13 protein-coding genes are annotated in these 15772 nt (G+C 29.2%); 4 read left to right on the forward strand and 9 right to left on the reverse strand.

What is annotated here, in order from left to right:
* Nucleotides 1-31: 31 nt before the first annotated feature.
* From WG951_RS04850 to WG951_RS04860, 3 genes are all read right to left on the reverse strand, one after another.
* Nucleotides 32-544: a DinB family protein gene (locus tag WG951_RS04850; RefSeq protein ID WP_105049066.1), complete on the reverse strand. Its 513-nt coding sequence runs from the start codon at nt 542-544 to the stop codon at nt 32-34.
* A 62-nt stretch (nt 545-606) separates the two neighbouring features.
* Nucleotides 607-3075 (reverse strand): polysaccharide biosynthesis tyrosine autokinase, encoded by a 2469-nt coding sequence (locus tag WG951_RS04855; RefSeq protein WP_105049067.1) that lies wholly within the window; start codon nt 3073-3075, stop codon nt 607-609.
* A gap of 6 nt (nt 3076-3081) precedes the next feature.
* Entirely contained in the window at nt 3082-3849 is a 768-nt protein-coding gene (locus tag WG951_RS04860) for a polysaccharide biosynthesis/export family protein (protein ID WP_105049393.1), read from the reverse strand.
* Between the two features lie 87 nt (nt 3850-3936).
* On the opposite strand from WG951_RS04860, the gene WG951_RS04865 reads away from it, so the two are divergent.
* The 4 genes from WG951_RS04865 (at nt 3937) to secA (ending at nt 9266) form a co-directional block, all read left to right on the forward strand.
* Entirely contained in the window at nt 3937-4713 is a 777-nt protein-coding gene (locus tag WG951_RS04865) for an O-methyltransferase (protein WP_105049068.1), read from the forward strand.
* A 103-nt stretch (nt 4714-4816) separates the two neighbouring features.
* Complete coding sequence (locus WG951_RS04870; RefSeq protein WP_105049069.1) at nt 4817-5389, forward strand: cob(I)yrinic acid a,c-diamide adenosyltransferase; 573 nt, start codon at nt 4817-4819, stop codon at nt 5387-5389.
* Between the two features lie 170 nt (nt 5390-5559).
* Entirely contained in the window at nt 5560-5781 is a 222-nt protein-coding gene (locus tag WG951_RS04875) for a DUF2795 domain-containing protein (protein WP_065318236.1), read from the forward strand.
* Between the two features lie 143 nt (nt 5782-5924).
* On the forward strand, nt 5925-9266 hold the full coding sequence (gene secA, locus WG951_RS04880) for a preprotein translocase subunit SecA (protein ID WP_105049070.1): 3342 nt from the start codon (nt 5925-5927) through the stop codon (nt 9264-9266).
* A 105-nt stretch (nt 9267-9371) separates the two neighbouring features.
* Here secA and folE read toward each other — a convergent pair whose 3' ends face one another.
* From folE to WG951_RS04910, 6 genes are all read right to left on the reverse strand, one after another.
* Entirely contained in the window at nt 9372-10061 is a 690-nt protein-coding gene (gene folE / locus WG951_RS04885) for a GTP cyclohydrolase I FolE (protein WP_105049071.1), read from the reverse strand.
* A gap of 86 nt (nt 10062-10147) precedes the next feature.
* Complete coding sequence (gene hisS / locus WG951_RS04890; protein WP_105049072.1) at nt 10148-11515, reverse strand: histidine--tRNA ligase; 1368 nt, start codon at nt 11513-11515, stop codon at nt 10148-10150.
* 97 nt (nt 11516-11612) lie between these two features.
* The gene (locus WG951_RS04895; RefSeq protein WP_105049073.1) at nt 11613-12560 is read right to left on the reverse strand and encodes a YihY/virulence factor BrkB family protein; all 948 of its coding nucleotides are present in this window, start codon (nt 12558-12560) and stop codon (nt 11613-11615) included.
* A 138-nt stretch (nt 12561-12698) separates the two neighbouring features.
* The gene (locus WG951_RS04900; RefSeq protein WP_105049074.1) at nt 12699-13271 is read right to left on the reverse strand and encodes a pentapeptide repeat-containing protein; all 573 of its coding nucleotides are present in this window, start codon (nt 13269-13271) and stop codon (nt 12699-12701) included.
* 17 nt (nt 13272-13288) lie between these two features.
* A complete protein-coding gene (locus WG951_RS04905; protein ID WP_105049075.1) occupies nt 13289-13657 on the reverse strand; it encodes a copper resistance protein NlpE in 369 nt (122 codons plus the stop codon).
* A gap of 8 nt (nt 13658-13665) precedes the next feature.
* A complete protein-coding gene (locus tag WG951_RS04910; protein WP_105049076.1) occupies nt 13666-15768 on the reverse strand; it encodes a M3 family metallopeptidase in 2103 nt (700 codons plus the stop codon).
* Nucleotides 15769-15772 lie beyond the last annotated feature (4 nt).

The raw sequence follows: 15772 nt of genomic DNA on the forward strand, positions 1-15772 counted from the left end.
AAAAACCGAAGTTAAAACTTCGGTTTTTTAATTATAAATATCTTTCTTTTACAACATTTAAATGATGAATTTGATGTCCGGAAAATAAATATCCTAAAGCCCTAACAGACATTTTATTTTCTGATGCCACGCCTATTCTTAACAAAGCTTCTTCAGAAAAACTTTTATATAACTGAATGGTAGATTTTCTTAAAACAGCCATTTCGTCTAACAAATCTTGATAATCTCTATCGTTTGCAGAATCATTATTTACAAATAAATCTTGGTCAAAACCAGGTAAAGAGGTTGTATCGTTTCTTGCAAAACACAAGGCTCTGTAACAGAAAACACGTTCTGTATCAATAATATGCTGTATCAATTCTTTGATCGTCCATTTACCTTCTGCATACGCAAAACTTTGTTTTTCTTTTGGTAAATTACTTAATACACTTTCAAATTTATTTTGAGATTCTTTGAGACTTTCAATAATTGATTTTTTTTCTGTATCTATTAAATTAATATACCCAGAGAAATAGGGAGCATATTCTTCTTGTGGAATTTTCATTATAAATAAATCTTTTTAGATATAGTAAAGTAAAAAAGCATCGCGTTAACGATGCTTTTTTATTATGAATTATTTCTTTTAAATAAACTAGAAATTTTAGAAAAGATACCTTTTGTTTCTTCATTTTCATGATAGCCATTTCCGTATTTTCCATAACCGTAACCATAGCCGTACCCATAGCCGTAGCCGTAGCCATAATTATTTTTAACAGAAAAATCATTTAAAACATAACTAATATTAGATACTTCTTTATTTTTATACTTATCATCTATCATTCTCATCATACCTTTTTCTGAGTAATTCTGACGAATAACATAAATAATTGCATCACCATATTTAAACAACTCTAAGGCATCAGAAACTAAGCCTACTGGAGGGGTATCAATAATAACATAATCATATCTTTCTTGAAGACTTTTAATCATCTTATCTGCTGTTTCATTTAACAACAACTCAGAAGGATTTGGTGGTATTGGTCCCGATAAAATAAGATCTAGGTTTGGTACTTGAGTATTAATAATTATTTCATCTAATGTTTTTTGATTAATTAAATGATTTACAACCCCCACATCATTTGTTAAATCAAAATCATCATAAATTTTAGGTTTTCTTAAATCTAAACCAATTAATACGGTTTTTTTACCACTTAAAGCAAAAACCGTTGCCATATTTATAGAAACCATTGTTTTACCTTCTCCACTTACAGAAGACGTTAATATTAAAGTTTTTGATCCGTCTTTTTGAGCGTTCTTAAACAAAAATTGGATATTTGACCTAAGCGCTCTAAAAGATTCTGCTACCGATGATTTAGGCTTGTTAAAAACCGCTAAATTATTGTTATCATGATTTTTACCTACAACACCTAAAACAGGAATTGCATAATTATTTTGAATCTCTTCTGCTGTGTGAATTTTATTATCTAAAACTTCTTTAGTGATTATATAAAATAACGGAAAAACAATGCCTAACATTAATCCTATTAAGTAATTAAAACTAGGCTTTGGGTATATAGGCCCATTGCCTAAATCTTTAGCTGAATCTATTATTTTAACATCAGATACATTTGCTGCAATTGCAGTACCAGCTTCGTAACTTTTTTGTTTTAAATAATTATAGTTGGCTTCTGAAATTTCATAATTTTTTTGAAATTGTAATAAACCTTGTTCTGTTTTTGGTAATCTTTTAAGTTTACTTTTAGACAGAGACAACTCTGAACTTAACTTCTTAAGTTTATTATTATTTACAACTTTTAAGGTTGCTATATTTTCTAATAAATTATTTTTTGAAAGATTAATGCTATTACTTAATTTAATTACATCCGGATGATTATCGGTGACCGAACCTCTTAATTTTTCTCTCAAAGTAGATTTTTGAATGAGATTAGCAATCTCTCCAGAAATTTTCCCATCTTGAATTGATATCAATGCAGGTACAGGTACATTTTCTCCATAGGTATCGTGTGAGGTGATATAAGTTCTTAAATTATTTAAATATTGATTAAACTCTAAAATATCTTTTTGTTCTTTTTCTATATTGATACTTTCGTTAAAAACGATATTACCTTCTGCAGATAAATTATAGATGTTATTCTTCTCTTTATAGGCTCCTATTTCTTTTTCAATTCTTTTTAAACTTTCTTGTTCTTTTACAAAAAATTCGTCTATGTAATCTTTTGTTTTTTTAGCATATAGAATTTTTTGCTCTTGCTTGTCTTTATCAAGTATTAAAACTGTTGTGTTTAAATAATCTACAATTCTATTTTTATTTGTTCCGCTTTTAGATAATCTAAGCATAGAAGCTCCATTTGTAATACCAACTACACTAATAAAACGATTACCACCAACAGTACCATCAAAGCTATTGAATCTAATAAAATATTTTTCTCCAATTTTAAATTTCTTCGTCTTTTTAAGTGAAAAACTTAAAAAAGAGGTATTTATTTCTTCCTCTACTTTAAATTCTTTAGAAAAAGAAGTTTCTACAGAATTGTAAATACTCGTTTTATTTGTATCATAAGTTATTAACGAATTAGAATGTGATTCATTAAAGTCTAAAGATAACTTATACGTATCCTCTCCAGTAATTTCTATCTGTAAAAGCTTTCCGTACAATTGAGGTTTACTAGTATTTAAATTTACAACAAAAGGTGTATACCCATATACATCCTCTAATCTATATCTACCTTCTTTAAGATAATCAATAAAAAAATTTAATTTTTTAACAACCTTTTCATTATGTGTTCTAGATGTTAAAACTACTTTAATAGTTTCTACAGCATCACTGGCTCCTCCCCAATTAAAGGCTATATTTGTTCCTGTTGAAAATAAAGGGTTATTTTCTTCCTTTACAGAGACAACAGTATCAAGACTATAAATTTTTGGTTTATAATCATTCATAAATTTAGCAACGATCAAAGCAATAATAATGGTTACAAAAAAAAGTTTCCAATAAGATAAAACTTTAAAAAGATAACCTTTAACATCTACATTGGCTTGAATTGGACTGCTATTCAGTTTATTTAAATTATCCATAAAATACTATAGGTTTCTTGCTAAAATAAAAGTGGTACTAATTAATGTAAATAAAGAAACGATTGTTGTTAGCGCTCCAAGGCCAGTAGTTCCTGTACCCCAGGTTTTTTGTCTTAGTGGCATCACATTAATAATATCATTTGGTTTTACATAAAACACTTCAGACTCAAAAGCACTAATTTTTGTTAAATCAATAGTAAACTTTTCTGTTCCTGTAATAGAGTTTCTAATTATTTCTACTTTTTTTCTATTTCCTACTGTAGTAATATCGCCAGAGTTAGAAATTGCATCAATAATAGAAAGCTTATTTTGAAAAATTACTTTAGGTCCAGGACTACCAATTTCTCCAATAATAGTATATTTAATACCTGCTAATTTAACCGAAACAAAAAGTTCTTCTTGAGTTTTAATGTATTTTTTTAATTCATTTTCAATTTTTTTTCGTACTTCCAATTCGGTATAGCCTAAAACATTTATTTCTCCTAAAGTAGGCATTCTTATATTTCCATAACTATCAATACTATAGCCCGAAAAATATCCGTCTCCTCCACCTGTATTTCCAGATTGTTTTTTAAACACAGATACCAAAGATTCATCATTAGATTTAATATCTATATTTAAAATATCATCTACCTGTAATTTATAAGGTATATTATTTATTCTTTTAATCTCCTTTTTAGCCACGGGTTCTCCTTGTAAATAAATAATATCTTTACTTGGTACACACGAAAAAAAGAAAGAGATAGATAATAGTAATAAAAGGTGTTTTTTCATTGTAATTTTAATCATAAATAGCTACAAATATACTTTTTAAAAGTGATTTACTATAATTTTATTTTACTTTCGTTTTTTTTATAAATAATGACACATTTAATCACAGAATACCTAAAATTTCTTTTAAAATCATCCAATCAACATGGGGTTCACTCTCCTTTTGTGTATGATTTAGTAACAAAATGTTTTTACAAAAAAACAGACTCCGATTGCATTAAATTATTTTCTAAAACAAAGCAACATTTATTAGACAACAAAAGTCTTATAAAAGTCACAGATTTTGGTGCTGGATCTAAAATTTTTAAAGACAATAATCGTCAAGTTTCTAAAATAGCTAAAATAGCAGGATTATCTAACAAAAAAGCAAAATTATTAATTCGTGTAATTGAATATTTTAAACCTAAAACTATTTTAGAAATTGGAACATCTCTTGGTTTAGGTACATCTGCAATTAAAATAGGAAATAAAGAATCTACAATTACAACTCTAGAAGGATGCTCTGAAACAAGTAAAGTTGCTAATCATTTATTTTTTACAAATAATTTTAACAACATAAAGATAATTACAGGAGATTTTAAAGAAACGTTACCCTTAGCTATTAAAAATCAAAAAATCGATTGTATCTATTTTGACGGAAATCATACAAAAAAAGATACTTTACATTATTTCGAAACTTGTTTAAATACAGCTCATAATAATTCCGTTTGGATTTTTGATGATATTTATTGGAGTGATGAAATGAAAGAAGCTTGGACAGAGATTAAAAACCACAATAAAGTAACAGTTACGGTAGATGTTTTTTACTGGGGCATTGTTTTTTTTAGAAAAGAACAAGAAAAAGAACATTTTAAAATAAGAGTTTAAAAGGTAGTTTAATAATGCAACTGTTAAATCGTGTTAATTATAAATATTACAGCTTACAAACTTTGTAACTTTGTTATTATAAAAAATTTGCAACTCATTTAAAATGAAAATATATACAAAAACTGGTGATGCAGGTACAACTGCCCTTTTTGGAGGAACAAGAGTAAAAAAATACAATTTACGAATAGAGAGCTACGGTAATGTAGATGAACTAAATTCATACATTGGTTTAATAAAAGATCAGGAAATTAGTCTTTCAATTAAAGAAGCTTTATTAAAAATTCAAAATGAGTTATTTACTTTGGGGGCAATGTTGGCTACTCCGCCAGATAAAGAAACATTAAAAAACGGAAAAGAAAGACTTAATATACCTAAGATAGATGAAGCTTCTATCCTTTTTTTAGAAGAAGAAATTGATAAAATGGATTTAGAGCTTCCTCAAATGACTCATTTTATTCTTCCTGGAGGGCATCAATCTGTGTCATTTTGTCATATCGCTAGATGTATTTGCAGACGAGCAGAACGCTTAGTGGTAGAACTTAATGATCAAGAAAACATTAATGATGACATACTAAAATACTTAAACCGACTTTCTGACTACCTTTTTACGTTGGCACGAAAGTTGTCTAAAGACTTATCAGTAGAGGAAATCAAGTGGATTCCTACAAAAAAATAATACGTTCTTTTTTTTATCGATAGAAAGAAATTTTAAATTTTATTTAACGCTTAAAGCATTCGTTTTAAGATATTAACAAAATATTAAAATAACTTCTCTATATATTTCTTAAAAAAGACTTGTATAATTCAGTAAAAAAATTATTTTTGCACAAAATTAAACATTAAGAAATGTATTGGACATTAGAATTAGCATCTTATTTAGCAGATGCGCCTTGGCCAGCAACCAAAGACGAGTTAATAGATTACGCTATTAGAACTGGATCTCCTTTAGAAGTAGTAGAAAACCTACAAGATATAGAAGATGAAGGTGATGCGTATGATTCAATTGTTGAAATTTGGCCAGATTATCCTACCGAAGATGATTATCTTTGGAATGAGGATGAATACTAAACATAATAATAAAATTTAAAAAGTCTCTATGGAGGCTTTTTTTTTGTTTTCTCCTAAACTAGAAAACTGTTTTTCAGGGTTTTAAAAAAAACCTAATACAGAACTATAATATAGTTATTAATTTAACTAAAAATAACATAATAATGAATATTTTAAATTCAGTAATCAAACTTTTTGTTGGTGATAAACAACAAAAAGATTTAAAAATTTTACAACCTGTTGTTGAAAACGTAAAAAAATTCGAAATAGAATTCTCTAAACTTTCTAATGATGGTTTAAGGGCAAAAACTATAGAATTTAAAGAAAGAATAAAAACAGCTACTAAACAGTTTGATGATAAAATTACTGAGTTAGAAACAGAAGCTAAAACAGCAAACATAGATCGTCAAGAAGATATTTATACAGAAATAGATGCACTAAAAGATGAAGCGTACAAAGTTTCTGAAGAAACTTTACTTACAATAATGCCAGAAGCTTTTGCCGTTGTTAAAGAAACAGCAAAACGTTTTGTAGAAAATAAAGAAATAGAAGTAACAGCAACTCCTTATGACAGAGAATTATCTGCAGAAAGAGATAATGTTACTTTAGATAATGACAAGGCGTTATGGGCAAATTCTTGGGACGCAGCAGGAAAACCTGTTACTTGGGATATGGTTCATTACGATGTACAATTAATTGGTGGTTCTGTTTTACACCAAGGTAAAGTTGCAGAAATGATGACTGGTGAAGGAAAAACATTAGTTTCTACCTTACCAGTATACTTAAATGCATTAACAGGTAATGGAGTACATTTAGTTACCGTAAATGATTATTTAGCAAAACGTGATAAAGCGTGGATGGGACCTCTTTTTGAGTTTCATGGTTTTACCACAGATTGTATCGATTATCACCAACCAAATTCTGATGCACGTAGAAAAGCCTACAATGCAGACATTACCTATGGTACAAATAACGAATTTGGTTTCGATTATTTACGTGATAATATGGCGAGTTCTAAAGATGATTTAGTGCAACGTGCACCAAATTATGCTATTATTGATGAAGTAGATTCGGTTTTAATTGATGACGCAAGAACTCCTTTAATTATCTCTGGACCTGTACCACAAGGAGACAGACATGAATTTAACGATTTAAAACCTTTAGTATCTGATTTAGTTACTTTACAAAAACAACATTTAGTAGGTGTTTTTGCTGAAGCAAAAAAATTAATAGCAGAAGGAAATGATAAAGATGGCGGATTCTTATTATTAAGAGTTTACAGAGGTTTGCCTAAAAACAAAGCCTTAATTAAATTTTTATCACAAGAAGGTAATAAACAAATCTTGCAGAAAACAGAAAATTACTACATGCAAGATAATAACAAATTAATGCCACAAGTAGATGAAGATCTTTGGTTTGTTGTTGAAGAAAAAAATAATCAGATTGATTTAACTGATAAAGGGATTGCACATTTATCAAATAAAACAGATAACGATAGTTTCTTTGTTTTACCAGATATTGGTGTAAAAATTGGTGAAATTGACAATTCTGACCTTAGTAAAGAAGAAAAAGCGGCTCAAAAAGAAGAGTTATACAAAGACTTTAGCATAAAAAGCGAGCGTATCCATACCATGAATCAACTTTTAAAAGCATACACTGTTTTTGAAAAAGATGTAGAGTATGTAGTAATGGACAATAAAGTAATGATTGTTGATGAACAAACAGGTCGTATTATGGACGGTCGTCGTTATTCAGACGGATTACACCAAGCAATTGAAGCAAAAGAAAATGTAAAAATTGAAGATGCTACACAAACATTTGCTACCGTAACATTACAAAACTACTTTAGAATGTACAGAAAACTGTCTGGTATGACAGGTACAGCAATCACAGAAGCTGGTGAGTTATGGGAAATCTACAAATTAGATGTTGTAGAAATTCCTACAAACAAACCAATTCAAAGAGATGATAAAGAAGATTTAATTTACAAAACTGCACGTGAAAAATACAATGCAGTTATTGAAGATATTGTAAAACTAGTTGAACAAAACAGACCGGTTTTAGTAGGTACAACTTCTGTAGAAATTTCTGAATTATTAGGTAGAATGTTACAAATGCGTAAAATTCCTCATAATATTTTAAATGCAAAATTGCATAAAAGAGAAGCAGATGTAGTAGCAGAAGCAGGAAAACCAGGTGTGGTTACCATTGCAACCAACATGGCAGGGCGTGGTACAGATATTAAATTAACAGACGAAGTTAAAAAAGCTGGTGGTTTAGCTATTATTGGTACAGAAAGACACGATTCTAGACGTGTAGACAGACAGTTACGTGGACGTGCTGGTAGACAAGGTGATGTTGGGTCAACTCAATTTTACGTTGCCTTAGATGATAATTTAATGCGTCTTTTTGGTTCAGACAGAATTGCAAAAATGATGGATAGAATGGGCTTAAAAGAAGGTGAAGTAATTCAGCATTCTATGATTAGCAAATCTATTGAAAGAGCTCAAAAGAAAGTAGAAGAAAACAACTTTGGTATTCGTAAACGTTTGTTAGAGTATGATGATATTATGAACGCTCAACGTGAGTTTGTATACAAAAGAAGACGTCATGCATTAGATGGTAAACGTTTACAAGTAGATATTGCAAACATGATTTTTGATACATGCGAATCTATTATCAACAACAATAAAGCTGCAAAAGATTTTCAGAATTTCGAATTTGAATTGATCAAATTCTCTTCAATGACCTCTCCTTTTACAGAAGAAGAATTTGAAAAACTTTCTGAAAGTGAATTGGCAGATAAATTATACGAAATAGTTGCAGCACATTACAAAAACAAAATTGAAAGAAATGCCGTTTTAGCATATCCTGTTATTAAAGATGTTTTTGAAAACGAAGGCGATAGATACGAGCGTATTGTGGTGCCTTTTACAGATGGAATTAAATCTTTACAAGTTGTAACCAACCTAAAAGAAGCTTATGAAACTGAAGGAAAAAGTTTAATTACAGATTTCGAGAAAAACATCACTTTAGCAATTATTGACGAAAATTGGAAAGATCATTTACGTAAAATGGACGATTTAAAACAATCTGTACAAAATGCGTCTTATGAACAAAAAGATCCTTTATTAATTTACAAGTTTGAAGCTTTTGAATTATTTAAAACAACCGTTGATGATATTAACAAAGAAGTATTATCTTTCTTGTTTAAAGGAGAATTACCAGAGCAAAATGTAAATCAAATATCAGAGGCGCGTCAACAAAAAAGAGAGCGTTTAAACACTTCTAAAGAAGATGTTCAAAACTCTACAGAACAAGCCATACAAAACTCTAAACCTCAACAATCAGAACCTGTTGAAACCATTATTCGAGATCAACCTAAAATTGGTAGAAATGAACATGTTACCATTAAAAACGTAATGAGTGGAGAAGAAAAAGGAGTAAAATACAAACAGGCAATTCCTTTAATAGCTAAAGGAGAATGGGTGTTGGTAAATAAATAAAAACAAATCCTGTTTTACAGGATTTTACATAAATAAAAAACCGTTTAGAAAATTTCTAAACGGTTTTTTTATAACTTATATTTTAATTAAAAATAAATCAAAGTTTTATTCAAAACTTGTTTTCATCTTTAAATATTCTAAAAATTCTCTTTTTGTTTCTTTCTGCTTAAACTTACCACCAAATTCTGCTGTAACAGTAGAACTTTCTATATCTTTAATTCCTCTAGAGTTTACACACAAATGTTTAGCATCAATAACACAAGCAACATCTTCTACACCTAAAGCTTCTTGCATTGCTTGTACAATTTGCATTGTTAAGCGCTCTTGCACCTGAGGTCTTTTAGAAAAATATTCGACAATTCTATTCATTTTAGAAAGCCCTATTACTTTACCATCAGAAATATAAGCAACATGTGCTCTACCAATAATTGGTAATAAATGATGCTCACAAGTAGAATAAACCACAATGTTTCTCTCTACCAACATTTCACCATAATTGTAATTATTGTCAAACGTAGAAGCCTTTGGCATATTTTTAGGATTTAATCCCATAAATAGTTCATTTACAAAAGATTTAGCCACCCTTCTTGGAGTTCCTTGTAAACTATCATCTGTTAAATCCATTCCTAAAGTGGTTAAAATATCTTTTACACTTTCTTGGATTCTTTCAATTTTTTCTTCGTCAGAAATATCAAAAGCATCTGCTCTTAACGGAGTTTTAGCTGATGTACCAACGTGGTTCTCTCCTATTTCTTCAATTCTTTCGTCATTCATTTTGCTGCTTAATTCAAACATTTCATTCTTTATTAAAGTGCAAATTTACGTGTTTGCAACGTATTATCTTAGTTTCCTAATCAATAAAAATTATAAAACTATAATTTTTATATTTTTAGCTTTGTTACCAAATCCATTAAAGTACAATCTGTTTGCTCTCCAGAAATCATGTTTTTTAAGGTAAAAACATCATCTTCAACTTTAGAAACAACATATTCTATTTCTCTATTGGTAACGTATTTCCATTGTCGTTTTTGCGCCTTATTACTTTCACCTAAATCCGGATAAAATTCCGATTTTATTCCATTTTCTCTCAAACTTTTAATCGCTTTCATTTTAAGCACATCTGTTGAAGCTTCAAAATTTAAGAAAATTACTTTCGGCTTTGGGTTATCAACTGCTTTAAACAAACCTAATTCTTCTAAAACTAAATAAATTCTATCCAATCCAAAAGAAATTCCAACTCCAGAAACATCTTTTAATCCAAAAATTCCTGTTAAGTCATCATATCTTCCACCGCCACCAATAGAGCCCATTTTTACACCTTTAGGAGCTGCAACTTCAAAAATAGCACCTGTGTAATAATTTAATCCTCTGGCCAAAGTTACATCTACTTCTAAAGCTGCCGTTTCTAAACCTAATTCCTCTATAGAATTAATAACAAAACGCAACTCTTCTACTCCACTCGTTCCTTCTTCTGAAGTTGACAACATACTTTCTAAAGAAGCCAATTTATCTAAATTAGAACCCGTAAAATCGAACAAAGGTTGCACTTTTTCAATGGCATCTTCTGTAATTCCTTTAGACAGCATTTCTTTAACAACACCTTCTTTACCTATTTTATCTAGTTTGTCTAAAGCAACTGTAAAATCGATTAATTTATCTTGCGCTCCAATAACTTCTGCAATACCAGAAAGTATTTTTCTATTATTTATTTTAACTGTAGTTCCTGCTAAACCTAATTTGGTAAAAACAGTATCGTACAATTGTATAAACTCTACCTCTTGCCATAAAGATTTACTTCCCACAACATCTGCATCACATTGAAAAAACTCTCTAAAACGTCCTTTTTGTGGTCTATCTGCTCTCCAAACTGGTTGTACTTGATATCTTTTAAAAGGAAATGTAATTTCATTTTGATGTTGTACAACGTAACGCGCAAAAGGCACTGTTAAATCGTAACGCAACGCTTTTTCTGATATTTGAGTGGTAACTTTTAAACTATTTTTTTCTGATAAAAGTGTAGCATCTGCTTTCTTTAAAAAATCACCAGAATTTAAAATCTTAAAAATAAGTCTATCTCCTTCTTCACCATATTTCCCCATTAAGGTAGATGAGTTTTCAAAACTTGGAGTTTCAATAGGTTGAAATCCAAATGTTTCAAAACTAGTTTTAATCGTATTCATAATATAGGTACGATTTGCTACTTCTGTTGGCGAAAAATCTCTGGTTCCTTTTGGTATGCTTGGTTTCATATAAATCAGTAATCAGTGTTCAATTATAAGTTATCAATGGTTAATTGATTGTTATTAATTGATTATTATTAATTGAGTCGGCAAATATCGTGAAAAATTATACTTTTTTAGGTGTTGTAAAGGTTTTATTTCTTCGTCTTAAACTATATAAAGAAGCATTTAACTCAAAACCTAACAGCAGAATTATGGCATTTAACCATACAAATAACATTAAGATTAAAAGTGTACCAATAGAACCATATAATTGATTGTATTGTGCAAATTTTACAACGTAAATACCAAATAAATAAAAGGTAAATAAAGAAACCACGGTAGTTAAAATTGCGCCTGCAGAAAAGAATTTTGTTTCTTTTCCTTGCTTTGTACCATACCTAAAAAGTAAAGAAACAATAGTAAATAGCATTATTAGAAATAGTGCATTTTTACCTAAAAGAAATAGATTTAAATCGCTTGTATTTAACCAACCTGTTTCATCTATTTTAGACAACGCTACTTGGTATAATATAAGTGATGTAATGGTTACAATTAAGAAAAACGACATCAATAAAGATACACCTAACGAAATAAAATAAGATCTAAAAACATTTCTAACATCTGTTACGTGATACGAATATTCAAAACCACCAAAAATAGCATTCACACCATTTGTCATTAAAAAAATAGATAATAGAAAACCAAAAGAAAGCAAGCCTCCGTATTGATTGTTAATAATATCTCCAATTACCGTGTTTACCGCTTCAAAAGTTTGTGGTGGTAAAATTTCTTTTATAAATGAAAATAATCCTTCTTGAAAACCTTCTATAGGAATGTACGGAATTAGTGTAAGAATAAATAGCATAAAAGGAAAAACGGCCATAAAAAAACTGAATGCAATTCCGCCTGCTCTTGTAGTTAAAGCACCTTTTACAATACCTATAATGTACATTTCTATTACATCATACAAAGACATACCTTGTAACCCTGGTACTTTTATTTTCTTGCCAAATTTAACCAAGAGGTTTACAACTGGTATTTTTTCTAGCTTGTCTTCTATTTCTTTTGTCATTAATTTAGTTTCAAAGGAACAAATTTGTAGCGATTTACAGTTTTATAAGTTACAAAGGTTAAAACTTTAAATTAGTTCCTTTGTGTTTTTATACTTCTAATAATACTTAATAACATTTGTTCTATTTCTCTTGATAATTTATTCAACCACAATTTTATATTCTGATAAAAGGCCTACAATATTTTCCTTACTAAACTTAGCACCTTTTATTTGATTTTTTTCTGGATTGATATTAAAATTATATGCCGTTCTAAAATCTGACTTTTCTATATTAGTTCTGCCAAAAACAGCCCCTTTAAAATCGCAATTATCAAAAACAGCATTTGTTAACATACTTTCTGTAAAATCTACTTCTTGTAAGTTACAGTCTTTAAATGTTGTTTTTGGTATTTTTAGTTGATAAAAACTAGCAAAACTTAATTGACATTCCTTAAAACTAAACTGTAATAAAAAAGGATCACATCCATTAAATTTTACACCTATCATTTTACAATTGATAAAATTAACATCCTTAAAAGCTGTATGATCTACAATTGTATTACTAAAATTACAATCGAAAAATTCACATTCTATAAACTGTATATTGGAAGCATGAATTCCTTCGAAATTACAGTTAGAAAACATACAATTTTCATATTCTCCTTTTTCTATTTTTGTTTTTGTAAAATCAATTTTAGAGTATTCTTCGCTATCAAAATAATTGTCTGTCATCTAATAATTTTAAACGCTTAGTTTTGTTTTATCAATTTATAATTTAAATCACTTTTAATTATATTGCCATCAATATCTAGTAATTCGATAAAATTTTCGCCTATTTTATACTTAAAAGGCGAGGTTTTTATATCTAAAACTAGTTTTCCTTCTACCACTAAATACTTACCAGATTCTTTAAAAACATTACCATCACCTTTGCCTTTGTAAACTCTTTCTAAAACAAAAGTACTATCTGCATTTAGCGTCATTTTTTGCTCTATTCCTGCACAATCTCCACAAGGAAATTCACCTGTATAAATACCTGTTACATCGATTGCTTCATTACTTTTACAAGACAAAAAAAACATACAAACAACCACTAAAATTTTTAAAATTGATTTCATTTAAATACCTATTTTAAACCTCTTGCCTTTAACATTGGTGCTGCTTCAGGATTTCTACCTGCAAAGGTTTTATACATTTCTGCATAATCCATTGTATTTCCTTTTGATAAAACTTGATCACGAAATTTTTGTCCGTTTTCTCTTGTTAATAAACCATTGTCTTTAAACCAATCATATGCATCATGACTTAACATTTCTGTCCATAAATAAGAATAATACCCTGCAGAATAACCTCCACTAAAAATGTGCGCAAAGTAAGTTGATCGATATCTTGGAGGAATTTCATTAACATTTAACTTCATGCTTTTTAATGCTTCCAATTCAAACTTAGCAACATCTTCTATTTTTTCATTTGCAGAAATTGTGTGCCATTTCATGTCTAAACTAGAAGAACATAAGTTTTCTATCATAGAATACCCTTGGTTAAAAGTACCTGCATCTTTAATTTTTTGCAATAATTCTGCAGGAATTACTTTTCCGGTTTTGTAATGAATTGCGTAATTATTTAAAATTTCTGGATGCGTTGCCCAATTTTCATTAAACTGAGAAGGAAATTCTACAAAATCTCTAGCGGTACTTGTTCCTGAAATAGAAGCATATTTTTGACTTCCGAAAAAACCATGCAATGCATGTCCAAATTCATGAAACATCGTTTCTACCTCATCAAAACTAATTAAAACAGGCGCTCCTGCAGCCGGTTTTGTTGAGTTACAAACATTATAAATTACAGGTTTTTGGTTACGTAATTTAGATTGTTTTACAAAACTACTCATCCAAGCACCACCACGTTTGCTATCTCTTGCAAAGTAATCTCCAAAAAACAATCCTAATTTACTTCCGTCTTCTTCAAACAACTCATACACCACAACATCTGGATGATACGTTGGTATGTCTGTACGTTTTTTAAAGGTAATTCCGTATAATTTTGTAGCTGCATAGAAAACTCCTTTTTCTAACACATTGGTCATTTCAAAATAAGGTTTTACCTCATCTTCATTTAAATTATATTTAGATTTACGCACTTTTTCTGCATAATGATTCCAATCATAAGCAGCCAATTTAAAGTCTTTTCCTTCTTTATTTATTTCTGCCTGAATCTCTTTAATCTCTGAGTTTGCTTTTTCTAAAGAACCCGGAATTAAGTTTTTAAACATATCAAAAACCGTTTCTGGATTTGATGCCATTGTGCCTTGTAAGCTCCAACTTGCATAATTACCAAATCCTAAAATCTGTGCTTTTTGAGCTCTTAACAGCACCATTTTCTTTACTAAATCACTAGTATCATAATCCCCAGCATCAGCTCTATGAATCGATTTTTCGAACAATTGTTTTCTAACATCTCTATTTTCTAACGTTTGTAAAGAAGGTTGTTGTGTTGTGTTTATTAACTGAATTTCATATTTACCATCTTTTTCTAAAGAAGCTATTTTTTCATCAGAAAAACCTTTTAATTGTGCTTTGTCAGAAATTACAATACCACCTTTTTTACTAGCATCTAATAGTTTTTTTCCAAAATCATTAGACAAACTCGCTATTTCAGAATTAATTTCTTTTAATTTCTCCTTTTTTTCTTCGGATAAATTTGCACCTGCTTTGGTAAAATCTTTAAAATATTCTTTTACTAAGTGTTCTGATTCTGCATCTAAATTAGCTGTTGTCAAATTATTATAAACCGTTTTAATTTTCGCAAACAATTGTGTGTTTAACAAAATGTCATCAGAATGTTTAGAAAATTTTGGAGCTAATTCTTTTTGATTTGCTTTTATTGTATCATTTGTATGCGCACCTGCCAATCCAGAAAAAACAGCAGTTACTGCATCTAACTTTTTGCTACTTTCTTCTAAAGCTAAAATCGTATTTTCAAAAGTTGGAGCCTCAGTATTCTGAGTGATTTTTACAATTGCTTCATTTTGCAATTTCATCCCTTCTAAAATAGCTGGTAAAAAATGTTTTGCTTTAATTTTGGTAAAATCTGGTGTACCATATTCTAATGTACTTTTTACTAATAAAGGATTTTTAGAGATATCCATAATGTTTTCTTTCTTTACTTCTTTTGTACTACAAGAAATTATTAATAGTAATGAAGCTGCTACTGTTATGCATTTTTTCATATAA

It is taken from the genome of Polaribacter butkevichii, from assembly GCF_038024105.1.
In the GTDB taxonomy this organism is placed as follows: domain Bacteria; phylum Bacteroidota; class Bacteroidia; order Flavobacteriales; family Flavobacteriaceae; genus Polaribacter; species Polaribacter butkevichii.